This is a genomic window from Microcoleus sp. S13_B4 (assembly GCF_036700885.1).
Lineage (GTDB): Bacteria > Cyanobacteriota > Cyanobacteriia > Cyanobacteriales > Microcoleaceae > Microcoleus.
The window spans coordinates 1-23,542 of record NZ_JAUBPU010000028.1 but is presented as its reverse complement, the minus strand read 5'-3'; the positions used below and the strand labels follow the sequence as shown (position 1 = coordinate 23,542).

At 45.8% G+C, this 23,542-nt stretch carries 20 protein-coding genes and 1 tRNA gene; 12 read left to right on the top strand and 9 right to left on the bottom strand.

The genetic code is table 11. The features are described from left to right. The 6 genes from QT994_RS16145 to QT994_RS16120 form a co-directional block, all read left to right on the top strand. A partial coding sequence (locus tag QT994_RS16145; protein WP_333176105.1) for a tetratricopeptide repeat protein occupies positions 1-570 on the top strand: 570 nt, incomplete at its 5' end. A 440-nt stretch (positions 571-1,010) separates the two neighbouring features. After that, positions 1,011-2,213 (top strand): tetratricopeptide repeat protein, encoded by a 1,203-nt coding sequence (locus QT994_RS16140; protein WP_333176103.1) that lies wholly within the window; start codon positions 1,011-1,013, stop codon positions 2,211-2,213. Positions 2,214-2,292: 79 nt separating this feature from the next. Beyond that, positions 2,293-3,816: a carboxypeptidase M32 gene (locus QT994_RS16135; RefSeq protein ID WP_333176102.1), complete on the top strand. Its 1,524-nt coding sequence runs from the start codon at positions 2,293-2,295 to the stop codon at positions 3,814-3,816. A gap of 250 nt (positions 3,817-4,066) precedes the next feature. Further along, positions 4,067-4,963 carry a glycosyltransferase gene (locus tag QT994_RS16130; RefSeq protein ID WP_333176151.1) on the top strand — a complete coding sequence of 299 codons (897 nt, stop codon included), beginning with the start codon at positions 4,067-4,069 and terminating at the stop codon, positions 4,961-4,963. A 749-nt stretch (positions 4,964-5,712) separates the two neighbouring features. Continuing rightward, complete coding sequence (locus QT994_RS16125) at positions 5,713-6,423, top strand: peptidoglycan-binding protein (RefSeq protein ID WP_333045855.1); 711 nt, start codon at positions 5,713-5,715, stop codon at positions 6,421-6,423. Between the two features lie 216 nt (positions 6,424-6,639). Next, positions 6,640-6,721, top strand: a tRNA-Leu gene (locus QT994_RS16120). A 216-nt stretch (positions 6,722-6,937) separates the two neighbouring features. On the opposite strand, the gene QT994_RS16115 is transcribed toward QT994_RS16120, so the two are convergent. The 3 genes from QT994_RS16115 to hetZ form a co-directional block, all read right to left on the bottom strand. Beyond that, positions 6,938-9,304 (bottom strand): transglutaminaseTgpA domain-containing protein, encoded by a 2,367-nt coding sequence (locus QT994_RS16115; protein WP_333176101.1) that lies wholly within the window; start codon positions 9,302-9,304, stop codon positions 6,938-6,940. 273 nt (positions 9,305-9,577) lie between these two features. After that, complete coding sequence (locus tag QT994_RS16110) at positions 9,578-10,648, bottom strand: hypothetical protein (RefSeq protein WP_333176099.1); 1,071 nt, start codon at positions 10,646-10,648, stop codon at positions 9,578-9,580. Then, positions 10,641-11,822, bottom strand: coding sequence for a heterocyst differentiation protein HetZ (gene hetZ / locus QT994_RS16105; RefSeq protein ID WP_333045874.1), 1,182 nt, complete (start codon positions 11,820-11,822; stop codon positions 10,641-10,643). Before hetZ ends, QT994_RS16110 begins: the two co-directional genes overlap by 8 nt. A 325-nt stretch (positions 11,823-12,147) precedes the next feature. Here hetZ and QT994_RS16100 point away from each other — a divergent pair, with 325 nt between their 5' ends. Then, on the top strand, positions 12,148-12,378 hold the full coding sequence (locus QT994_RS16100; protein WP_333176097.1) for a hypothetical protein: 231 nt from the start codon (positions 12,148-12,150) through the stop codon (positions 12,376-12,378). 754 nt (positions 12,379-13,132) lie between these two features. Then, positions 13,133-13,672, top strand: a complete 540-nt coding sequence (locus tag QT994_RS16095) for a Dps family protein (RefSeq protein WP_333045878.1) — start codon at positions 13,133-13,135, stop codon at positions 13,670-13,672. Between the two features lie 122 nt (positions 13,673-13,794). On the opposite strand, the gene QT994_RS16090 is transcribed toward QT994_RS16095, so the two are convergent. After that, positions 13,795-14,889 (bottom strand): glycosyltransferase family 2 protein, encoded by a 1,095-nt coding sequence (locus QT994_RS16090; protein ID WP_333176095.1) that lies wholly within the window; start codon positions 14,887-14,889, stop codon positions 13,795-13,797. 607 nt (positions 14,890-15,496) lie between these two features. Here QT994_RS16090 and QT994_RS16085 point away from each other — a divergent pair. After that, complete coding sequence (locus QT994_RS16085; RefSeq protein WP_333176093.1) at positions 15,497-16,528, top strand: glycosyltransferase; 1,032 nt, start codon at positions 15,497-15,499, stop codon at positions 16,526-16,528. A gap of 128 nt (positions 16,529-16,656) precedes the next feature. Then, positions 16,657-18,108: an NAD(P)/FAD-dependent oxidoreductase gene (locus QT994_RS16080; protein WP_333176092.1), complete on the top strand. Its 1,452-nt coding sequence runs from the start codon at positions 16,657-16,659 to the stop codon at positions 18,106-18,108. Positions 18,109-18,189: 81 nt separating this feature from the next. Here the strand turns inward: QT994_RS16080 and QT994_RS27860 are convergent, their stop codons facing one another. The 5 genes from QT994_RS27860 to QT994_RS16060 all read right to left on the bottom strand — a co-directional run bounded on the left by QT994_RS27860 (position 18,190) and on the right by QT994_RS16060 (position 20,472). Next, complete coding sequence (locus tag QT994_RS27860) at positions 18,190-18,345, bottom strand: HepT-like ribonuclease domain-containing protein (RefSeq protein WP_445243914.1); 156 nt, start codon at positions 18,343-18,345, stop codon at positions 18,190-18,192. Positions 18,346-18,528: 183 nt separating this feature from the next. After that, on the bottom strand, positions 18,529-19,422 hold the full coding sequence (locus QT994_RS16075) for an SMEK domain-containing protein (RefSeq protein ID WP_333176090.1): 894 nt from the start codon (positions 19,420-19,422) through the stop codon (positions 18,529-18,531). Positions 19,423-19,483: 61 nt separating this feature from the next. Beyond that, positions 19,484-19,633 (bottom strand): hypothetical protein, encoded by a 150-nt coding sequence (locus QT994_RS16070; RefSeq protein WP_333176088.1) that lies wholly within the window; start codon positions 19,631-19,633, stop codon positions 19,484-19,486. A gap of 39 nt (positions 19,634-19,672) precedes the next feature. Next, positions 19,673-20,185, bottom strand: coding sequence for a GNAT family N-acetyltransferase (locus QT994_RS16065; RefSeq protein WP_333176086.1), 513 nt, complete (start codon positions 20,183-20,185; stop codon positions 19,673-19,675). After that, entirely contained in the window at positions 20,176-20,472 is a 297-nt protein-coding gene (locus QT994_RS16060) for a DUF1778 domain-containing protein (RefSeq protein WP_333176084.1), read from the bottom strand. Before QT994_RS16060 ends, QT994_RS16065 begins: the two co-directional genes overlap by 10 nt. 328 nt (positions 20,473-20,800) lie before the next feature. Between QT994_RS16060 and QT994_RS16055 the strand changes: the two genes are divergently transcribed. Both QT994_RS16055 and QT994_RS16050 read left to right on the top strand, forming a co-directional pair. After that, positions 20,801-22,162: a branched-chain amino acid ABC transporter substrate-binding protein gene (locus QT994_RS16055; RefSeq protein WP_333045893.1), complete on the top strand. Its 1,362-nt coding sequence runs from the start codon at positions 20,801-20,803 to the stop codon at positions 22,160-22,162. A gap of 127 nt (positions 22,163-22,289) precedes the next feature. Next, complete coding sequence (locus QT994_RS16050) at positions 22,290-23,366, top strand: branched-chain amino acid ABC transporter permease (RefSeq protein WP_333176082.1); 1,077 nt, start codon at positions 22,290-22,292, stop codon at positions 23,364-23,366. Positions 23,367-23,542: the final 176 nt, after the last annotated feature.

Here is a 23,542-nt window from a genome sequence, read left to right as displayed (position 1 = left end):
GGCACTGCACTTGGTAATTTAGGAAGATTGGAAGCTGCCATCGCCTCCTACGACAAAGCCTTAGAAATCAAACCAGATGATCACGAAGCCTGGAACAATCGGGGCACTGCACTTGGTAATTTAGGAAGATTGGAAGCTGCCATCGCCTCCTACGACAAAGCCTTAGAAATCAAACCAGACTTGCATCAAGCCTGGTACAATCGGGGCACTACACTTGGTAATTTAGGAAGATTGGAAGCTGCCATCGTCTCCTGCGACAAAGCCTTAGAAATCAAACCAGATAAACACGAAGCCTGGTACAATCGGGGCACTGCACTTGGTAATTTAGGAAGATGGGAAGATGCCATCGCCTCCTTCGACAAAGCCTTAGAAATCAAACCAGATGATGACGCAACATTTTATAATAAAGCTTGCTGCTATGCGTTACAGAGTCAGATTGACCAAGCAATTCAGAATTTGCAGCAAGCCATCAATCTGAAGCCTGACGAATGGCGACAAATGGCAAAAACTGACTCGGATTTTGACAGCATTCGATCGCATACTCGGTTTCAAGCCTTGATTCAAGGATAGGGATTTGCCCTTGGGCGAGGTGGGTTTATGAGATTGTTGGTTTTAGACAATTATTCTTGGTAAAACCCGCAGCTACAGCATCAAAAATATTCTTATTATTTATTAGTCTGCAAAGGCGGACTTCGCTTGACAAGAGGCGCTTTCAACCCACGATCGCTCACAAGGGTTACGTGAAAATGATATCTTGGATGAGGTTTATCACACCTCAGTACGATCGCCATTTCCTCTTTTCTACGCAGTCATCTAAAAAAAATAGTATTAATCTATACCTACAAATCCCCGATGTAGGATTATATTGAAAAAATTGAAAAAGTCCCCAAAATCCTGTAAAATTGCCATAAATAACCAAATAGTCGCGATCAAAAGCACTCAAAGGCGAAAAAGATCGCATATAAAAAAGAAAAGAATCAATTAGACAGAAAATAATGAGGTGAAACCCCTTGCAAAAATTAGCCAGCATAGAAAAGCCGATCGACTCAGGGGAAAAATCCATAGCAGTCAACACCCAAAAGGCTCAAACCTTGTACGAACGCGGCAACGCCCTAGAAGCAATGGGACGATTCCAAGCTGCGATCGAATCCTGGGAAGAAGCGATCGCACTCGAACCAAAATTTTATGAAGCGTGGTACAACCAAGGCGTAGCCCTAAAAAAATTGGGCCAGCTAGAAGAAGCGATCGCAGCCTACAACAAATCCCTACAAATCAAACCAAACAATCCCGAAGCGTGGTATAATCGTGGCAACATTTTGCGGAAGCTCAACAGACTCTCCGAAGCGATCGCATCCTACGAAAAGGCGCTCGAACTCAACCCCAGCTACCCCGAAGCTTGGACGAACCGCGGCAACACCCTCGTCAGCCTAGAGAAATTATCAGAAGCGATCAACTCCTACGACAAAGCCATCGCCATCAAACCAGACTACTGCGAAGCTTGGTACAACAAAGCATTTGCCCTGAGAAAATCCGACCAAAATACAGCAGCGATCGCCTCTTACGACAAAGCGATCGAACTCAAACCAGACTTGCATCAAGCCTGGTACAACCGCGGCTTAGCCCTAGCCGATGAAAAACTCTACCCGGAAGCCGTCGCCTCCTACGACAAAACCCTGCAACTGCGGCCGAATTCCGCCGAAGCCTGGAACAAACGCGGCACGGCGATCGCACAAATGGGACAATTTGAAGAAGCGATCGCATCCTGGGACAAAGCCCTCGCACTCAACCCAAACGACAGCGAAACCTTTTACAACCGCGGCTTAGCCTTCGCCAACTTACAACGCTTTGAAGAAGCAATTGCCTCTTGGGACAAAACCCTAGAGTTGCAGCCAGACAACACCGAAGCCTGGTACAACCGCGCCATAGCCCTCAAAAAAATTCAACGATTTACCGAAGCTATCGCCTCCTACGATAAAATCATCGCACTCACACCCGACGATCCAAACCTGTACTATCAAAAAGCTTGCGTGTACGCCCTGGAAAAACAAGCAGGCGAGCTCACAAACAGCCAGGAACTTGTAGCCAGCAGCATCCGGCTGGCGATCGAAAACTTATCCAAAGCGATCGAACTCAATCCGCCGAAATACCGGAAATTATGCAAAAATGACTCTAAATTGCATACAATACGGGAAGAAGTGCGGTTTTTAGCTTGATTTCAGGGTAGCTATGATTGATGGATACGGATGCCGCACTGCAACCTTTGTAGGCAAAACAGCACCATAAACCCCAATCATGCAAACCCTAGACAAAACTCAAGCAAAATTCGCTCAACTGGCAGCCCATCTCAGAGAAGTTACCGACATCGAATCAGCCTCGTCGTTGCTGCATTGGGATCAATCAACTTATATGCCCCCCAAAGGTGCAACTGCCAGAGGCCGCCAGTTGGCTACTCTTAAACAAATATCCCACGAAAAATTTACAGATCCAAAAATAGGTGAACTCCTAGAAGACTTGCGTTTCTATGAACAAACCCTCCCCTACGACTCCACCGCAGCCAGCCTGATCCGCATAGCCCGCAGAGACTACGATCGCGCCGCCAGAGTCCCCGCAACCTTCATGTCCGCACTCTGCCGCCACCAAGCCGACAGCTACGAAGCTTGGGCTGCGGCCAGGGCAGCCAACAACTTCGCAGCCGTTGAGCCGTATCTAGAAAAAACCCTAGAATTAAGCAGGCAATACGCCGAGTTTTTCCCCGGATATGAACACATTGCCGATCCGTTGATCGATCGTAGCGACTACGGCATGAAAGTATCTCTGCTGCGCCCGCTTTTCGCCAAACTGCGTGAAGAATTAGTGCCGATAGTCGAAGCCATTACCTCTCAACCTCCCGCCGACGACTCCTGCTTGCACCAAGACTTTCCAGAATCCCAGCAACTAGAATTCACCCGCAAAGTCGTAGAACGCATGGGGTACGACTTCCAGCGGGGACGGCAAGACACCACCCTGCACCCGTTCATGACCAACTTCTCCATAGACGACGTGCGAATTACCACCCGCGTCTATGAAGACCACCTGGATCAAGCACTGTTCAGCAGCATCCACGAAGCTGGACACGCCCTCTACGAACTCGGAAATTCCCCGGAATTTGAAGGAACCCTGCTTGCAGGCGGCATTTCCTCCGGCGTGCACGAAAGTCAGTCGCGACTTTGGGAAAATCTGGTCGGGCGCAGCCGCGGTTTTTGGGAATGTTTTTACCCGCAACTCCAAGGCGTATTTTTGCGACAGTTGGGACACGTATCCACTGACGCATTTTACCGGGCAATTAACAAAGTCTCGCGATCGCTCATCCGCACCGACGCCGACGAAGTAACCTACAACCTCCACGTCGCCATCCGCTTTGACCTAGAATTGGCAATGGTAGAGGGAAAACTAGCAGTCCGAGACCTCCCCGAAGCCTGGAACGAACGTTATAAAACCGACCTTGGCGTTGTCCCCGCCACCGACAGCGAAGGCGCCATGCAAGATGTTCACTGGTATGTTGGTACGATCGGCGGAATGTTCCAAGGTTACACCCTCGGCAACTTGATGAGCGCTCAATTCTACGAAACAGCAGTAAAAATCAATCCTGAAATTCCCGTAGAAATAGAACAAGGCAATTTTACCGTACTCCACGACTGGCTAAAACAAAATATCTATCAGCACGGCCGCAAATACACAGCCGTAGAATTAATTGATCGCGTTACAGGTTCACCTTTAACTATCGATCCATTTATCCGCTACATTCGCCACAAATACGGGGAGTTTTATGTCATTTGAGGGATAGCAATGTAAAATTGCAGGCTTTTAAATTACCTTAAAAAAAACAGGCGATACTAACTTGTATCGCCCCCTCTTAGAGCGAATATCAAAGAAGATATAAAATTAAGGGGCTACCTATGTCAGAACTCTTTCAGGCTGTTATTGCCAGCGACGAAAAAACCGACTTGCGACAGTTGGCCAGCGATTTGCGCGCCTTGGGAAATAAATATTTACTACGAAACGATATAGTTAACACTTTTGTTGCCTACTGCACCAAATACGAAAAGCCCGAACAGTTTTATCAATCTTCCCTACATTCAACGTCGTGCCGCCGGGAGTTAACGAAAGTGTGTACTTTCCCTACACGCGAATCGAAGACCAGGTGCAAGGCAATCGCGATCGGCTCAACGAATTGCTGTTTACTCTAGAAGACCCGGAACAAGTCTTTGGAAAACTCGACGACCCGCACAAGCGCCCTTTATTTTCGATGGCCAGGCTCGATCGCATTAAAAACATGACAGGCTTAGCAGAATTGTTTGGAAAAAGCCAGGAATTACAAGATAAATGCAACTTAATTCTAGTTGCGGGCAAGCTGCGGGTCGAAGAAACCGAAGACTATGAAGAAGCCGAAGAAATTAAAAAGCTCTACGCAATTATCGACCAATACAACCTTCACGGTAAAATTCGCTGGCTGGGAGTGAGGCTTTCCAAAAGCCTGTCCGGCGAAATCTACCGGGTAATCGCTGACACCCAAGGTATATTTGTTCAGCCAGCCTTATTTGAAGCTTTCGGCTTGACAATTATCGAAGCAATGATTACCAGTATTCCCACTTTCGGGACGCAGTTTTGTGGCCCGCTGGAAATTATTCAAGATGGCGTAAATGGGTTTTATATCAACCCGACTAACCACCAGGAGACTACCCAAAAAATTCTAGATTTTTTATCTAAATGCGAACACAATCCCAACTCTTGGTATGAAATTTCAACGCGCGGAATTGACCGATTTTACAGCACCTATACCTGGAAAATTCACACTACCAAGCTGCTGACTCGGGCGCGGAATTACGGTTTTTGGAACTACTCGTTCAAGGAAAACCGCGAAGATATGCTCCGCTACATAGAATCGCTGTTTTATCTGATTTACAAGCCGAAAGCTAAGGCTTGATTGGCAGAACACGCCAGCCGATAACTGCCGAGTTTTGCTTTTTATAGCAATCCTTGCAGGAGTCGTAAATTTTTGACCCCACCCCAACCCTTCCCTTATCAAGGGGAGGGAGTAAGAAATTCACAAATGATGCGAGGATTGCTATATATCAAATCCGTTGGTATCGGAATTATTCATCTGTCTCTTCCCTTTCTCTGTATCCTCTCCGTCAAGAGGGGTTTAATAATTCCGATACTACCGGAGTTGATATTACGGGGGGATTAAAGGAAAAAGCTTCGCCTTTCATAGATCAACTTTGTACAAAAGATGCCTCTAACGATTTGTGAAGGACGGCTGGTTTTGTACCATAAGACTGAGGCTAAAAGATGTGGTTTATACGAAAATATGAGCTTTGGTAACAAAACATCTCGGAATCAACCGGGTTTATTAGGAATAGTGCGAACCAGCCCCTACTTCTAACAGGTAACTTCCAACTAGCAACTTCTGAGTGCTGGTGTCCCCATTGCCGAAATTTTAGAAACCGGGGCAGATATAGCAACCGCACCAGGTTAGACCTTTCTTAATGGCTCAAACCAATGCGGTCTATTACCCCTTCTCTCGGAATTCTTGTTACCCGATCGCGAAGTGAAAGGGCCTTGTTCCTTCTTACTTTTGCTATATGTTTCAGAAAGCAGTCCGGGTAATACAATTAGATTTAGAAACTTGAAAATAGCGAAACCTTGTCAAACCTCACTAACAGGATGAAATTTATGCGTGTGACTACTGTTACGATTTTCAGCTTGATCGCTCTGCTCGCTCCCGGCTTAACTCGAAAGGCAACTGCTGCTTTCGAGTCCCAACCCTTGGTGCAGGAACAGTACCGCAGAGACTTTACGGCTCCCGCCGATCCGGGTGCCTCAGCATCGCCGGAGGGAAATTCCCAAGGAGATATGTTTAACAAGCCTTTTTACGCGGGCGAGCAGCCGCCAGTGAAAAAGGAAAAAACTATCTCGGCGGGAGCTGACGGGCCAGAAGTTGCAGCCATACAGCAACGGTTGCAGGTGCACAATTTCAAGGTGGGGACGATCGACGGTTCCTATGGCTCTCGCACCACATCGGCTGTGAGCGCCTTTCAGGAGTCTAAGGGGTTGAAGGCAGATGGCATCGTGGACAAAGAAACTTGGACAGCTTTAGCAGCAGATCCGGCACCAGCTCCTGAAGCTGTGCAGAGCAATGCTCCAATTCTGAGCAATGCTGCTGTTCCGGGCAATCCTCCAACTCTTCTAAATAAAGGCGCTGTCGGTTCCAAGGTGAAGACGCTACAGGTGCGTTTGGAAATACAGGGTTACGATCCGGGCCGGATCGACGGCATTTTTGGCGCTCGCACTGCTATGGCTGTCAAGAATTTTCAGCAATTTAAGGGTTTGACGGCTAACGGCATGGTGGACGAAACAACCTGGAAAGCGCTGGGCCAAAAGTAAGTGACGAGTGAAAAATACGGAAAATTGCTGTGGCCATAACTCATGATTGAACCCGGTGTCCAACAATGACCGGGTTTCTCGATGTTGGGCGATCGAGCAATTTGGTCATCAGCCTGGGAATTTATCCGTGGGTCGCTTCCTTCAATCTAAAATCTAAAATCTAAAATCGATTGACCGATCGCTCTATTGTGTGCTATAGTAATTGAATGTCAAAATGCGGATATGGCGAAATTGGCAGACGCGCCAGATTTAGGTTCTGGTTCCGAAAGGAGTGAAGGTTCAAGTCCTTTTATCCGCATAGCAAATTGTATTCCCAAACGAAAAACCCCACCCGGTTAGCTGGATGGGGATGGAAGATTATGGTCACAAAGGAATTCGGGGTAGTAGCTAGAAACCGGGTTTTTTGACGAAAATACTTCGTTTTAGCCCCAGGTCAGAGTAAAAAAATCGGTTTCTGAGCGTCGGAGTGCGGGCCCGACTGGAAGTATCTGTAGTAAATTGAATGCCCGATCGCTTAAAACCAGCGCTTTTTGAGTTTCTTCAAGTGCGATCGCCTCAAATTTTCCACCAACTGCCGCAACTGGTTCAAATTACCCGCTTCGCCGCCATACTTCCAACGCACGTAAGCCTGCGAAACTTCATCAATCACCTCAGCTTCATCAGTTGCATGATTACCGCGCATTGCCTCAGCATACTCCAAAGGCGTTTGAGCTTTCTGCTTGGCAAATCCCCGACTCGCCAAATCCTTCAACATTTCCTGATAAACCCCCTCCACCGGCGGCAACTTCGCCAGCCAGCGGCGGTGGCGCCACTTGCGCCACACTTGCCAAATTAACCAACCAATAAAGCCAAAGGCGATCGCAGCAATCAAGCCAGTAAATAACCCCACCCAACCTTTAGCAAACTGTCCCACAAACCCGCCCAAAATCAAACTGATCCAGCCAATTACAAAACCTATAACTGAATCCAGCCCGCTTCTGAGAGGAGTCGGTAGCCAACCCGCGATCCACTTCCAAAACGATTCCAGCGCACTAAAAGTCTGGTTGTCTTCCACCGAAGCCGGAATCAGCGGATAACCGGGAATCGGATTAAAAGCAAACCAGCCGTGATTGGGAAAATATACCTCCGTCATTAAGAAAGCGTCGGTATTTTTCACAACATACAAACCCGTAAACGGGTTAAATTCACCCGTATCGAAACCCCCCGCCAGTCGCGCCGGAATCCCGATCGACCTCAGCATAATTGTCAGTACCGTCGAAAAGTGGTCAGGATATCCACCTGTAACTTTTTTGCCGCCCTGGGTGTTTTTGTAGCCAAACAGAAAACCCTCGACTAAATCTTCACTTTCCTCTAAGTAAGGCAAAGCTTTTTCTATTTTGTAATTCGGATTTTGCTTTAAATATTGAGCCAAATACAAAGCTTTTTCGTAAGGAGAATCGATCGATCTATCAGACTTAGCTACTCTCGTCCTTGCTAGCAATATTTCCTCAGTTTTTGCCCGCACCTTTGCGGCAATTTTCGGCGGCACATCTAAATAGAACTTGCGAATATTTTTCGGGTAATTAGTACCAGTTTTACCCAACAAAGCTCGATCGCGAAAAGGCACATTTGAAATCACCGTATAAGTCAAACCCTCCGCCAATTCCACAGGCGATCGCAAACCCCCCTCCGCATCAACCGCAATATCGGTCGTCGGAAAATAAAGTTCCCTCGGCTTGTTTAAAGCCGGAATCAAATTCGGCAACTGAGCAACAATAGTATAACTTTGAATCACCTCTTGAGTGCGAGGCGCATTGGGAAAAGGATTCAGAAAAAATTGATAAGACCAGCGAGGTCTATTCACCTTTTGAGCTTGTTCGTTGCGAGAAATTTCCCAACCCTGACCGGTGTATTTGTCGAAGCCTAACACCCGCCAAAAACCCGCAGCCTGCGATCGCACGCGCATCACGACTTGGGGTTTCATTTCCCCCCGCAAATTTTGATTAATGCGCTGGTTGAAACCGTAATAAAAACTAGAGTCCACCTCTCCTGGCCCTTTGTCTGGGTTTCTCCCCCTTCCTCCGCCAGTTCCTTTTTTATCTCCCCCTCTGACATACCCCGGATTCAGAATGCTGCGCGAGTCAAACTCCCCCTGATATTGAATAGGAGCACTCACGGGAAAAGTCCGCAACTGATAGCCAGGGAGGCGTGGCAAAAACGCAAAAATAGTCAGCCCCAACCCGACAGTTATCAGCAGCAGCCAACCAAAATACTTTGGGGATAAAGTAGCAGCAAATAGCGACAGGCTTTCATTTTTCCCTTTACCTTGTGCTTTTTCGCCAATGGCTTCTGGCTTCAAAAATCCCAAGCGCGATCGATAATCCAACACCAAAGTCGGAAGTGCTAAAGCCAAAAACACCAACAACAGCGGCCCAAAAGTCAAGGTTTGGCTGAGAGTTGCTGCTACCCCTAACAAAATTAGCCCAATTACCATCGAATAGCCTAAATCCTTGCGGCGAGGCAAATCGAAACTGTGCAGCACTTGAAGTTGGATTAACAGTTGCGCCAAAACTAACCGCGTATCATTCAATTCTCCCACCAAGCGGCTAAAAAAAGCGAACAGCGCCACCAGCATTCCAATAGCTATGCAGAACTTAGCAGCTACATTGCGATCGCGGCGGCGGTACCAACTCCAAGTTGCTCCCACAATACTAACAGGCACAGCCCACAGGTTCTGGGCTCCTTCAGCAGCAACGTCAGTAGCCACAATTCCCACAATTACCAACAACTGAACTAGGATTCGCAGCAGTAAAGAATCCTCAATCACCGGCGGAGGCATGGCCTCAATCTGCTCCCACAGCTTACCCAAAACAGGTATATTTCGCAGGTTATCAGTTGTCATGTGCACCCATCCAACTATTTTAGATTTTAGATTTTAGATTTTAGATTGAATCCGCAGATAAATCTGGGTTTTACCTAAATATCTAAATCTTATTTCTCTGTCATTAGATTTTAGACTGAATCCACAGATTAACTTCACAGATGAATCTGGGGGCTTGAACTAATATCTAATTTTTTTGGTTTTCCACGACAGAAGTCGAGGAATTGCATTTGTTTGTGTGTGAGGTCAAACCAGCGAGTAAAGACCTAAGTTATTTACTCTAAATAGACCTTTCTAGTTGCTATCTTGTCCTGCCAAAATTGGACGAATAGCAAACATCAAAGGTCTGGTCTCGAAGTTTTGGAATCGAACTTCTAGAGCATAAGTCTTGTTCGGTTGTGGGTCAAACAACTCCACACTTAAATGCCCGGAATTCGGACGATGTGCAGTTGCTTCGGCATCTCCTCCCTTGAGTTCCAAACTTCCTGCCCCCGGAAATTGGCAGTCAACTCTTAAACATGGCATTGGTTGTTCTGTGTTGCGGTTCGACAAGTATTGAGCCTCCAGAGTCAGCGAACCCAAACCCGTCAGCCACTCCCGCGAAACAGGTGGCTGATTCACAAGACAATCCAAAGTTAGAGAATCAAGGATTTCCCTGGCTGCCAACAGCGACAGCACCATTTGTTGATCGGTACTCGCTGCTTCGTAAGTCGGGAAATCTTCTAAATCTAGAAGTCCCCGCAAAGAACCTCGGAGCACTAAACTAGCTAATTCGTTGAGTTCCTGAGACTGGCCGGGAAATAAGCCATCTACAGCGCGAATTAATTTCGAGCCTTCCCGCAGCGACGACATTACCAGTTCCTGACAAGGTTCTAGCAGTTGAGCAAAAACCTTTTGGGCGATCGGAATTGGCAGGCGGCCCCACCTGATATTTTGTAGTTGGGGAGTCCAGAGGTGTAGGGGGGGAACCCATTGCGGGGCTACATCGTCTGGGTAATCGTGGTCGTAGCTTTTGAATTCTGTTTCCCAGGGGAACAGCGGCGGGTTAGATTCAATTTCGGCTCTAAGCCTTTCTTTTAACAAGGTCTGAAAACGGTCTTGCACGGTCGGTATTTCTCCAATTATCAGCGGTTGTGCGGGTGCATTGCTGTGCGCCCCCACTTGATAGTCCAGCGGGTCTGGTTCGTCCCATTCCCAGTATTCCACCCCGGAATTGTCCTCTGTGTCGCCCCACTCTTCTGAGCGAGGGGATGGATTGAGGTTGTCCTCATCTTCGCTAGAGGCATTGGCGATCGGCGCCTGCAATATCCAGTCTAAAAAATGGCGATCGAAAGCCTCTGCATCCCTGTTCGTTTCGTTATTCATCACTAGATGCCCCTTCTCCGGAATCTGAACGATTTCGCAATTCCCACGCAAGTTCCAGCAATTTAAACCACCGCTTCTGTACCTGGGCTACCGTGCTGCCCAGGGTTTGGGCGATCGCTGACTCTGACAGACCCTGTTGTTTCAACTTTAGCAAACGCTGTCCTTCTGGGCCAATTTGCTCACCAAAATCCTGCCACTGAGAAGGCAGCAAACCCAGATTTCGATCTAAGTCTGCTTCCAGCCACTGGTGAACGAGTTCCCAGCGGTGCGACATGGCGAACCTGAGCAAATGGTACTTGAAGCGCTGCTGCAAATAGTCTCTTTGGCGGGGAGTTATGCCCAGAAGTGACTCTATTTCATTAGTCGGCAAGTCTTGCAAGCGCAGCACGAAGTAATCGGCGCAATCTTGTTGGTTACGCTCTTTTAAGTAAGCTACTAATTCGTCAATCACGTTTTGCCGCAGAGATTCTGACTCGTCGCCTAGCGGACGAATTGCCGCCGAACCCTGTCCCGCCATCGCTTCCCGCACCGAGTGCACCGAGGTGTCGTTCCAAGTTTGGTCGGAATCTGAAGCCCCTCCGTCGGCGGCTTGTTCCATATCTACGGAGGTTTCTTTGGGCTGCTGCTGGGAAAAGGTTTGGGCCCGTAAAATAATTAGTTGCTGGCTGCGGTTCCGAGGTAAAGGAATGCGCCGCTTGCCGAAGCGCTCTACAAAGGCCATGTACTCTGCTAGTTCTAAGCGAGTGCGGGGACTGTAGGTAGGTGGCAGTTGGGTTTCGCGCCGGAATGCCTTTAAAGCTTCGAGATAAAATCCTTGCAAAAAATCTTTGATCAGTTCTACTCGCGCCTGATAGCTAGACTGGACCTGCGGAGGAGTGATGTAGCGATAGACGATCGCGCTGAGGGTACTGTGCAATTCTACTCGCCCGGGCCCGGAGCCTAAATTGTAATAGTGGAGGCATTGTTGCAAGCGGTGCTGAGCGAGGCTCTGGGCTGAACCTTCTATATCTCCGGAGGCTTGAATCCGCTGGCTTTCAGTGCATATCCTGTTGACTTCTGCTGCGAGTCGCCCTGCTACATCCTGGCAGCTCTGCTCAGACGCGCGAGTGGACTTTTTGAGTTCGTCTAACAGCAGTTGAAATATGGTTTCCACGCTCTGGCAGATTTCCCGCATGATGGTTTACAGCTAACAATGAAAGTAGCACAGTTAGTAAAAGTATGGATAAATCTTTCCTACTGCTACTTTACCCCGTATTCCCCAGAGAGGACAAATTGCAATGCCCTCGATCTCCTCTTCAGTGCAAACACAGAGGACTGCTTTTTTTATCTGTCTTGGACGCACCATCCCCCAAAAACTAGGTTTAAACAGTTGGTACTGCAACGGTGATTCATCAGAGGGTCGGGTTTGACAAAGCCTTCAGGCGGGGCGAAAACGCGACACTGCCGTTGATAGCTTCGGCTTAGTGTTGTGGGGGTCACACCAGCAAGTGTTCCCCAAGGTGAAGCGAACACACAGCTTCTCCCGGTGGTCTACTAGATGGGACAAAGGGTTGCGTGGCTGTATTTGTTTGTTAGAGTCGATCGAGGTGACAGCGGTCAACGGTTTCTCAAATCGAGGATGGATAGCTTGGGATGGATTATTCAGGTGGTGGTACGATCGCACATCCAAGGCTTTGTTTTACGGAAAAAAAGAGCCTTGGTTGAACAAAATTTTGGTGGGCTTAATTTAGTATCGAGGGTTGAGCAAGTACGATCGGCGATTACCGGCTGCCTCACAGGTCATGATATACATCTTCTTGATTCGGTTAATCGCTATTTAACAAACCCAAGATTATCTGTGTTCATGTAAGTCTATTTGAACACTATCAAGGGTTCCATCCTAGAAATATTTATACTTTCGGGACTTAACTATTAAAGTAATCATCAGCCACTTGGGCCATAAAGTTTTGATGGCGATCGCCCCTCTGTTTCTTGGCAGCATCCTTAAACGTCGATTCAGCGGTTGCACTCAATATCATTTCCAGCGTCCCAATCACAGAGGTCAGAACTGCTCATGTCAGAAAATCTGTTTCCTAGCCTTCTAGGATAACAGGGTTATATTTAATTGCAAGTCTCTTATGCGATCCTTTAAAGCAGCCCGCACAATTAAGTGTGTGGATGTTGGTTAACATCCGGTGGGATGGTGCTTAACTTCCGCAGAAATTCCTTGATTTGTACGGGCTATCAGAGTCCAGCCTTTTTCTCTAGCGGGATTGAGAGGGAAATCACCGGCGGCCCAATCGCTGTGTTCACCAAGCAAAGGTGATCCATAACAATAAGTTTCATTGCATCTATCTAAGGGTATCTATATTGCGATTACTTTAACCTGAAATGTCGATATTTTACTAAAGTTCGATCGTCTTCGATCGTCCTCTGGGTTGATGTAAGTGGCTGGGGAAATTTGTTCTAATAAATGTAAAGTTAGAGTTGAAGGAACAATTTTCAATGCGTAAGTTAAACATAGGTCTATCTGACGAGCAACGTGCAGGCGTTATCGAACTGTTGAATCACGACCTGTCAGATGCTTATCTGCTGTTAATCAAAACCAAAAAGTATCACTGGGATGTAGTGGGCCCACAGTTTCGATCGCTCCACCAGTTGTGGGAAGAACACTATCAGGCGTTAACAGTAAATATCGATGCTATGGCCGAACGGGTGAGAACTTTAGGTGGCTATCCAATTGGTACTGCTGAGGGTTTTCTGAAGTATGGCTCGATTAAAGAACATATCGGCGATTTGCCTTTGGCTACGGAAATGGTATCCCGTTTAGTTGATGACCACGAGTTAGTTATTCGCAATCTCCGCCAACACGTCCAACAGTGTGGTGAAGAGTTTAACGATGACGGAACCGCAGACTTTTTGACTGGTTTGATGGAACAGCACGAGCAAATGGCTTGGATGTTGCGCTCGTTTATTGAAGGGGAATCCTTGGCGCCAGACGGCCAGCAGCCAAAAGCTCAAACTCCTACAGCTTCTCACGCTTAGAGATATATAAGTAGAAGGAAGAAGCAAAAATTTATTTCCGTTTATTTAACTCTCTTCCATAGCTGGCCTCAAAAACCAGGTTTCTTTAAGAAATCTGGTTTTTTATTTTGGGTTTATTCGGGTTATCGCTTGACAAAATTATTGAATCGCATTCTTTCATAAACCTGGGACGGGAGCATTTTATGAATCATGGTTCGCCTCTGGATGGTGGAAATTGTTTTGCCTTCAGTCTCTGTTGATGTTGATTTTAAGTCTGACCGAGATTGAGTAACTGATGAAACTAAAATTTTTAAGATACTTTCTATTGAGAGAATGTACAAATTATGGCGTAAAAGAGTCATCAATGAATCTTCTCGAAAAGCTCGATATAGCCAAAATAATGTACTGCGATGGTTGCCATTACGGTTGCTTTTAACGGCTAAATTGTATATATAAAAACTGCTGTTAGACCAGCGATAAATATGGGTAGGAATTTCAGGATGCCGCTCCCGGACACCTGCAATAATTAGAGAGTGAGATTTTGCCATTGCTGCATAGTTGCAAGACATACTGCTGGAAATCTGTCGGTAGCCAACTAAAAATTCTGGCACTACTTTAAATTGATAATGCTCAGCAATGCGGAGAAAAAGTTCCAAGTCTTCGCAGCCTTGGGCATTTTCGGCTTTCAATTGGCAATTGTAACCGCCGACTCTCTCGAAACAAATGCGGCGGATCAGAGATGAACTCGCATTACCCATAAAATATTTATAAACTAAAGCTTTGTATACTTCTCCTTCGATGGTGGAGTTGTAAAATCCACCGGTGAATAAGTCTTTTTCGTTTATATCAAGTGACCATGAATAGACAACTCCTACAGATTGTTCTGATTTAATTAAGCATTCGACTTGTTTTTCTAGGTTTTGGGGATACCAAATATCGTCGGCATCAAGGGGAGCAATATATTCGCCTTTTGATTTTTCAATTGCTAGGTTGCGAGCGGCGGCGACGCCTGCATTTGACTGCTGCAATAAGATAATTCGGCTATCTTTTTGAACAAAAAAATTGACGATTTCGGGTGTTGTATCTGTAGAGCCGTCGTCTACTACTAAAACTTCTATGTTGTGATAAGTTTGAGATAAAACAGACTCTAAGGTTTTAGCAATAAATTTGTCAGCGTTGAAAGCTGGGATGATGACTGAAACTAATGGCTGATTTAAAGGGTTTGGGGAGGTGTTCATGTAATATAAAAAAGGGTTTAGGTAAAACTTTTTGCTCCAAGGGACATAGCTAAGGGTATGTTAGCAAATTACCAAAGCTCGATCGTACACCGTCGGAAACTTTAAGACCTATATTTAAAATATATTGCCAAAAGTCCTACAATGTGAATTGACGCCGAAGTCGGGATAGAGACTTGGTTCAGGAGTCACTCGCGGATGAGGTCTGTAAAAGAAACTGTACCGGAAAAGTCCTGACCGCCTGCGGGTTTCCGTCGAAAGTATGTTTGATTTTATACGGTGTGCTTACTTATAAAATCACAGTCTTGTGCGGTGCGACACAGCCGCCCAAAAATGCTGCTGGTGCTTTTTCGCAAGTTTACACAAACAATCATATATTTAAAGATTTTGTAAAGCTGTGGTCTGCATCAGGTCAGTCTCAGCAAGATATGGCCTAGAATACAGGTATGAATTGGGAAAAATCCAATCGAGAATGCCAGCCAAAAATTTAGTTGAATACAAACAGCAATTGAGTTATAAATAAAAAAGTAGAGCTGATTTTACCCTTCGTAAAGTAGCAACAATAAAATTCAAGGAAATTTTGATCCCTGCAATTTAAACAATTTAGGTAATGATTTCTACCGCCGATCCCACTGTATCCATCATTATCCCAGTCCACAACGGGGGCGCTTACTTCCGCACCTGTTTATCAAAACTGGCTCAAGCTGTGCCCAGACCGATCGAGATTATTGTAGTAGCAGATGGCGAAAGCGATGGTTCCTGGCGTTTGGCCAAGGAATTCGGCGCCAAAGTCATCAGGATTCCCGAATGCGGGGGGCCAGCGCGGGCAAGGAATTTGGGTGCCCAAGCTGCAAAGGGAGATATTTTGTTTTTTGTGGATGCTGATGTGGCTGTTTGTGCAGAAGCTGTGGGCTATGCGATATCGGTGTTCAAAAATAATCCCTACTTAGCTGCTTTCATCGGCTCTTACGACGATGCTCCTGGAGATCCCGGTTTTCTATCGCAGTACAGGAACTTGCTGCACCACTACGTGCACCAAACAGGTAACGAAGAAGCTTCAACTTTTTGGGGAGCTTGCGGAGTGATTCGCCGGGAAATTTTTTTGCAGATGGGCGGCTTTAATGAGAGTTACCGCCAAGCTTCGATCGAAGATATTGAGTTCGGCTACCGTTTGAAACAAGCAGGTTATAAAATTCGGCTGTGCAAAACATTGCAGGTGAAGCATTTAAAGCGGTGGGAACCGATGGGGATGGTGAAAGCTGACTTTTTCTACCGAGCGCTGCCTTGGACAGAACTGATTTGGCGCGATCGCAAATTGAATAACGACCTCAACTTGCAAGTTTCAAACCGCATCAGCGTGATTTTAACTTATGCAGTCCTGCTGGCAATTTTGGGAACCTGCTGGTCGCTGAGCTTTCTGCTAGTGGCTGGTTTGCTGGCCGCACCACTGGTAGCAATTAATGCACCACTTTACCGATTTTTTCATCGTAAACACGGTATCCTATTTGCCCTGAGAACTATTCCGTGGCACTGGCTTTTCTACTTTTACAGCGGGCTGGCATTTGCGATCGGCACTGGTCGCTACTTATACCAAAAAAAGCCTGTGACTGGCAAAGTTAGCTTGCCAGTCTCAGCTCAATAAATCAAGGCAAATTGTGCTTAAACATCAGGTCGATCGAGAGTTTCTCAGGGTATTCACGGGTGCATCTATCCCTTCGACAAGCTATAAATAACTGTATAGTTGCGATAAAAAAGCTGGAGGTAGGCTGAGTGAAACATTATCCTGTTGCGATCGTCGGTGCAGGTCCTGCGGGCTTGACTGCTGCCTACGAGCTCGTCAAGCAAGGCATTATCCCTGTTGTACTAGAAAAAGGTGATAAAGTTGGGGGAATAGCTCGCACCGAAAGCTACAAAGGCTATCGTTTCGACATTGGCGGCCACCGCTTTTATACTAAAGTTGAAGCCGTGCAGCAGTTGTGGCAAGAGGTACTGGGAAATGAGTTTATTAAAGTGCCACGATTGTCGCGAATTTTTTATCGAGGTAAATTTTTTAATTATCCGATCAGTGCCTTCAATACTCTCTTTAATTTGGGCCTAATTGAGAGTACCCTAATTATTTTGAGTTATCTAAAAGTGAGAATTTGGCCGCTTCAGGAAGAAAAAACTTTTGAACAGTGGGTGATCAATCGTTTTGGCGAACGCTTGTATAAAACATTTTTTAAGACTTACACTGAAAAAGTTTGGGGCATTCCTTGTTCGGAAATTCAAGCCGATTGGGCGGCGCAGCGGATTAAAGGATTGTCGCTGACGACTGCAATTATTAATGCTTTGTTTGGCAGCAACGACACTAAAACATTAATCAAAGAGTTTGATTATCCGGCTTTGGGGCCGGGGATGATGTGGGAAAAGTTCGCGGAAGCTGTGGAGAATAAAGACGGCAAAGTTTATCTGGATACTAAAGTGATTAGCTTTGAGCGTGAAGGTAATAAGATTAAAAGTATTACTGCGGAGCAAAATGGAGAATTAATTCAATATTCGGCGGATAATTTCATTACGAGTATGCCGATATCGGCGCTGGTAGCAAGAATGAAACCGCAGCCACCAGAAGAGGTATTGCACGCCGCGCGATCGCTAAAATATCGAGATTTTTTGATTGTATCGCTGATTGTCAATCGCAAGGATTTGTTTCCTGACAACTGGATTTACATTCACTCCCCCGAAGTCAAAGTGGGACGCATTCAAAACTTTAAAAATTGGAGCGCCGCTTTAGTTCCCGACGCCAGCAAAAGTTGTTTAGGAATGGAATATTTCTGTAGCGTTGGCGACGAGATTTGGGAAATGTCGGACGCGCAACTTATCGAATTAGCAACTCGCGAGTTGGTTGGTTTGGGGTTAGCCAAAACTGCCGATGTTGAAGATGGAGTTGTCATACGGCAGCCCAAGGCTTATCCAGTGTACGATGCCGAATATCGAGGACACTTGCAGGTACTTGAAGGTTTTTTGAAGGGAATGGAGAATTTGCAGACGATCGGGCGCAACGGTATGCACCGATACAACAACCAAGACCATTCCATGCTGACGGGGATGCTGGCTGTGAGAAATATTCTCGGCGAAAAGCACGATTTGTGGGATGTGAATACTGAGCGATCGTACTATGAAGATTTTAGTGTCGATCGGTCAAAGGAAAAAAAGGATTCGGATTTGATTTCGCAGTCTAGTTGATATTTTTGGAACTATGGCGATGGGGCGATTCCCTACGGGATAGCTCCGCTTCACGTGCATCTTTTGTTTGTGGGCGATGGCTCAACTATCATCAGGTAACGGTGGCAATAATGCCTCTACTTGTACCAGCAAACGAGGTAAAACACCTGTAACAATATTCCAAATAACTTCCGAGAGCACTTGGTCATAGCGGTTAACCAAAATATTTCGTAAGTTAATCGCATTTCGCCAATCAATTTCGGGATGGAGGTGCTGAAACTAGATCGAAATTCTCCGAAATTCCTCCCCCAAAATTCCCCACTGCCGCTCTACGGTACTTTCCATAAAAACACTTTCCAGATAAGTCTCGCAAATCAACCATCATCAGATTAGTTTGATGTTTGGGATAATTTTCAACTACCTGCCGTCTAGTAATGGTATTCAAGCAACTTCAACCATACGACCTATAACCTCAGAGTGCTCAGTCCATGCATAAGTTATTTCATTTGTTTCTGGGTTTCGATACCATGACTCATCACAAACACTATTTCTACTATACACAATAATCACTTGCGCTCCTTCTTTAAAGAGATTAGGGGAGATTGGATGGATGGTGTATCCTGCAAAGACGTTTTCAGGGTGCTGTCGGTTATCAAGGATCACACCAGTCATATCTGGTCTTCGCTGTTGACAGCCTGGATCGGAGTATAAAGGCACATCTACCCAACGAACAGTTCTAACCACATTATCGGGCTTAACTTCTTCTCTAGGCAAAGAGTCTTGATGATGTGAATCGTGAAGAATTTGATATGTAGTTTTAAATATGACTGTTCCAGAAAGCTCAGAATCAATCAAATGGCTCAAACGTAGAAGTTTCTCCAACTTTAGGGAAGAAAGTTGGCGTACTATATCTTTGATATCAAGGATATCTCTTTGCGGATTAAAGTCAAATAGATTGTAAGTGTTAAAAACCTGTGAATACTTATTTTGCTTCCTTCCCAGGATAAGAAACTTGAGATTGTTAAAATTTTCATACTCCTTGTGACGAATGAAAATTTCTATAGTCTCCTCAATCTTTCTTGGCGTCTTGGTAGCCGTGACTTGGAAAGCAACTTTTCTATAAAAGTCTCCTAAATCTATTGCAGGATATTTATGTCCATCACGATCTAGATTGATGAGATCGTACCCGTATATAATATTGAGAAATTGGGCAATGAAAGATTGAAGAATCAAATTTTGATCCAGCAATCCGATCGCTCCTCGATACTCTACTGAATATTGTAAGATTCCTAAAAAATCACAAATTTTCTTTTGAAGATCTTCCTGAGCAAGCACCGATTATCCCTCTTTAACTCATGATTACAATTTTACTATAAATTGAGTCGGCTCATCCCAACTACAGCGATGAGCAACTCCTGCCGGAATAATGGCGATGTCTTCGGTACTGCGCCTTTCTCGCTCCTGCTTGCCATCGAGCGATCGCATCTAAAGAGACTTTTAAGCGATCGTTCACCACATATTCTAAATCAGCTTGTAACTCAACCATGCGCGAGGAAACCTCCAACGAGAGCAAGTAAGGTCTGAGCTAAAGTGAAGCAATGGCATCGCTAACTTTTACCATGAGTGTCATCGGATCGATCGGCGAAACAGTAAACCCGCACTTCTGGTAAAACTGCTTCGCATCTTCGGAGATAGCGTGTACGAGAATTGCGCGTATCCCTGCAATTTCAGCAGCTTGCAAAGTGCGAAGAATTGCATCCCGCAGCAAAGCGCGTCCGATGCCGGAACCTTGCCAGTTGCGATCGACTGCAAGCCGTCCAATCACCATAACAGGAATCGGCTCGGGCATATTGCGCCGGACTTTACCTGTTGCAGCAGTTTGTGCTATTGCTCCATTTGCAAGACAATAGTACGCAATGACTGCTTGGCGATCGCACAAAACATAAGTCCGTGAAGCCCCATCTGACTGATTTTTAAGAGCGCGACGCTTGAGCCATTCATCTAACTGACTGTTGCCTGAATTAAAGGTCTCAATTTGATGTAACGAGTTCAGTTTTTCAGGCGGGCAGAGTTGGTCTAAATCTCGATCTAATCCCACGGAGATTTTGTTTTTAGTAATGCGTTTAGCTTCGGATTTGGCGTCGGCGGTGCATCCAGAAGCGCCAAAAATTGCTTAAATTTAAGTTCATCTAACCCAAAAAAACAGCGATCTAGAATCACATCTTGAGCTTTTTGGTAAGCTGATTCAAGCATGAATTCCGATCGGCTTTTTCCCTGTAATTGCGCCGCGCGATCGATTAGAGCGCGTTGATTCGGCTTAGCTCGAATGTTGATTGTAACATCGCGGTTCTGGCTGACTGACCCTTCAGATGCTGGCGGGTGCATAATAGTAACTTCTGGCTAGACAGAGCATTAATTAGAGCTAGTAGCTCTAGAATATTCATATTGTAAATTTTTTGTATATACAATGTCAACACATTTACTGGAAGTTGCGATCGCGGATCTAGTTAACCGCGATGGAATCGTGAACTCACGCATTGTACGGGCAGCCCCCGCCGCCCCTGAGACAGGAGTTCTGGCCCCAGTCCTGATGTTGCCTTTCTAGGTGTGTTGTTGATAGTTGACACAAATTTTTTAAACTTGTGCTAACTCTTGACTACATACTTAAAACAGTGAAAATATGCTAAGACGCAAGCAACAAACAAACCAACCTATGAACTTTTCCCAGAAGTCAGGGGGCAAAAGTGCCACATCCCCAAAAATCAACTCAACAAAGAATCTCGGCGTCGGAGGATTGCGGAAATTACTTTTTGCCGCCGGAATAGCCTCTCTGTGCGCTAGCTGTCAAAATCCTCAAGCACCCACCGCCACAACTCCCGGAGGCAGCCCCGGAACCAGTCCCGCAGCCACTCCCGTCGCAGTCAGCAGCCCCGGAGACCCAAATACTGTCAAAATTGTCTCCATGCTCCCGATGACAGGTAGCGCCTTGGGTCAATCTCAAACAATGGTCAACGGCATCAAACAAGCACTTGCCGAAACCGACTCCAAAGCTTGCGACGGAAAAATCAAAATCGAATACGAAGTTTTCGATGACGCCACCGCCGCCGCCGGCAAATGGGACCCAGCCCAAGTAACGTCCAACTCCAACAAAGCCGTCGCTGACGGTGCGGTAGTTGCCGTCATCGGTCACTATAACTCCGGTGCCGCCAAACTTTCCATTCCCGTGCTCAACCAAGCTAACATCGTCATGATCAGTCCGGCCAACACTTATCCGGGACTGACTAAACCAGGAAAAGGCGAACCCAAAGAACCCAACGTTTATTATCCCGCAGGCACTCGCAATTTCACCCGCGTTGTCCCCGCGGACGACCTTCAAGGAGCTGTAGCTGGCAACTGGGCAAAATCTTTAGGCGTGCAAAAAGTCTACATTCTCGACGACCAAGAACTCTACGGCAAAGGCATCGCTGATGTTTTTGAAGCAACTTCTAAAAAGTTGGGAATTCAAGTCCTCGGAAGAGAGGGAATTGATATTAAAGCTAGCGACTACAAGGCGTTAATGAATAAGATCAAAGCTTTAAATCCAGACCTGATTTACTTCGGCGGTACTACTCAGAGCAACGCCGGACAAATAATTAAAGACATGAGAAATGTCGGGATGGCGGCTGATACAGTTAAGTTCATGGGGCCGGACGGCATTAAAGATCAAGCTTTAATTGATGCCGGAGGCAAAGATGCCGAAGGAGTTTATGCTACTTTTGGCGGCTTGCCTCCTCAAGAATTGACTGGTGTGGGTGCGAAGTGGTACGCAAGTTACAAGGCAAAATATAATGCTGAACCCGAAGCTTATGCAGCATACGCCTATGAAGCTGCTAAAGTTGCGATCGGCGCAATTAATAAAGTTTGCAAAAATGACCGCCCTGCTATCCGCGAAGCTGTCTTGGCAACTAAAGATTTTAACGGGGTACTGGGCACTTGGAGTTTTGACACCAACGGCGACACGAGCTTGACTACAATGTCAGGAAATGTTGTTAAAGGCGCCAAGTGGGAGTTCGTGAATGCGCTCAAGACGGAATAATTAATCAGAAGGAAGAGGGAAGAGGGAAGAGGGAAGAAGGAAGAAGGAAAAAAAATTCTTCAACTTTTTTCATTTCCCAATTTCCCATTCCTAATTTCCCATTCCTAATTTCCCATTACTTAAAAACATGAAAAACTGGAAAAGTATTCTCTTATATCTAGGTGTAGTTTATATAGTTTTGCTATTAGGCCCGATCGCCGGATTGGATTTGCCAAAAATCCTTGGAGAAATAGTCAGCAATCCTGAAGTTTTTATCCAACAATTATTAGTTGGTCTGGTCAACGGCGCGCTGATTGCAATTATTGCTTTGGGTTACACTATGGTTTATGGGATTATTGAGTTAATCAATTTTGCTCACGGCGATTTATATATGTTGGGGGCTTTTGCTTCCCTAACTGTGTTCGGGGCTTTTGGCATTCAAGACGGCGCGCCTTTAGGTATTGCTATACCGGTGATGTTAGTCGCTTTAATTGTATGTTCGGTGTTTTGTGCTGGACTGAATATTGTTGTCGAAAAGTATGCTTATCGACCTTTGCGAAATGCTCCCCGTTTGGCTCCTTTAATTTCAGCAATTGGAGTTTCTTTTATTTTCCAAAATATGGGGTTATTTTGGGGAGGATTGAAAGCTTTTATTCCGGTGATGGGTTCTAATTCTGCTGCGCCGAAAAGTTTTCCCGATTTGTTACCGCGAGTTGATATTTTCAAAGCTTTGGGGATTCAAACGAGTATTGTATTTACTACGAAAGATTTAATTGTGTTGGTGGTGGCGGTTGTATTGATGGTTTTGCTTCATGTTTTTGTCCAATACACTCGTCTGGGAAAGGCGATGCGGGCAACGGCTCAAAGCCGCGATGCTGCTAAGATTATGGGAATTAATGTGGATCAGATTATTGCTCTGACTTTTTTGATTGGGGGAGCTTTGGCGGGTTCGGCGGGAATTTTGGTGGGTTTGTACAACAATACTATTGTTTTTACGATGGGGTTTACAGCGGGTTTGAGGGCTTTTACGGCGGCGGTTTTGGGGGGAATTGGCAATATTGTCGGGGCGATGTTAGGAGGGGTTTTGATTGGGTTGCTTTCGTCTTTGAGCGATCAGTATTTGTCGAGCCGCTGGACTAATGCTTGGGTGTTTGGGGTTTTGGTGGTGATTTTGGCTTTTCGGCCAGGCGGCTTGTTGGGAGAAAATGTTCAGGAGAAGGTTTGAAGTTGGAGGGTTTAAATAATCGCAAGAGATACTTATCATAATAAGGTAAGGAGTGCTTGAGAAAAGGAGGAGTGGATAATTACAGATGCGTTGGATCTCATACCAATTTAATATGAAGCTGCATAGAATAGGGCTTCAAGAATAAAATTGTAAGATGACAACGAACTAATTTGCTC

Coding starts and splice junctions, on each gene's coding strand:
- QT994_RS16135 (WP_333176102.1), top strand. CDS start 2,293: ATGCAAACCCTAGACAAAACTCAAGCAAAATTCGCTCAACTGGCAGCC.
- QT994_RS16125 (WP_333045855.1), top strand. CDS start 5,713: ATGCGTGTGACTACTGTTACGATTTTCAGCTTGATCGCTCTGCTCGCT.
- QT994_RS16115 (WP_333176101.1), bottom strand. CDS start 9,304: ATGACAACTGATAACCTGCGAAATATACCTGTTTTGGGTAAGCTGTGG.
- QT994_RS16110 (WP_333176099.1), bottom strand. CDS start 10,648: ATGAATAACGAAACGAACAGGGATGCAGAGGCTTTCGATCGCCATTTT.
- hetZ (WP_333045874.1), bottom strand. CDS start 11,822: ATGCGGGAAATCTGCCAGAGCGTGGAAACCATATTTCAACTGCTGTTA.
- QT994_RS16095 (WP_333045878.1), top strand. CDS start 13,133: ATGCGTAAGTTAAACATAGGTCTATCTGACGAGCAACGTGCAGGCGTT.
- QT994_RS16090 (WP_333176095.1), bottom strand. CDS start 14,889: ATGAACACCTCCCCAAACCCTTTAAATCAGCCATTAGTTTCAGTCATC.
- QT994_RS16085 (WP_333176093.1), top strand. CDS start 15,497: ATGATTTCTACCGCCGATCCCACTGTATCCATCATTATCCCAGTCCAC.
- QT994_RS16070 (WP_333176088.1), bottom strand. CDS start 19,633: ATGGTTGAGTTACAAGCTGATTTAGAATATGTGGTGAACGATCGCTTA.
- QT994_RS16060 (WP_333176084.1), bottom strand. CDS start 20,472: ATGCACCCGCCAGCATCTGAAGGGTCAGTCAGCCAGAACCGCGATGTT.
- QT994_RS16055 (WP_333045893.1), top strand. CDS start 20,801: ATGAACTTTTCCCAGAAGTCAGGGGGCAAAAGTGCCACATCCCCAAAA.
- QT994_RS16050 (WP_333176082.1), top strand. CDS start 22,290: ATGAAAAACTGGAAAAGTATTCTCTTATATCTAGGTGTAGTTTATATA.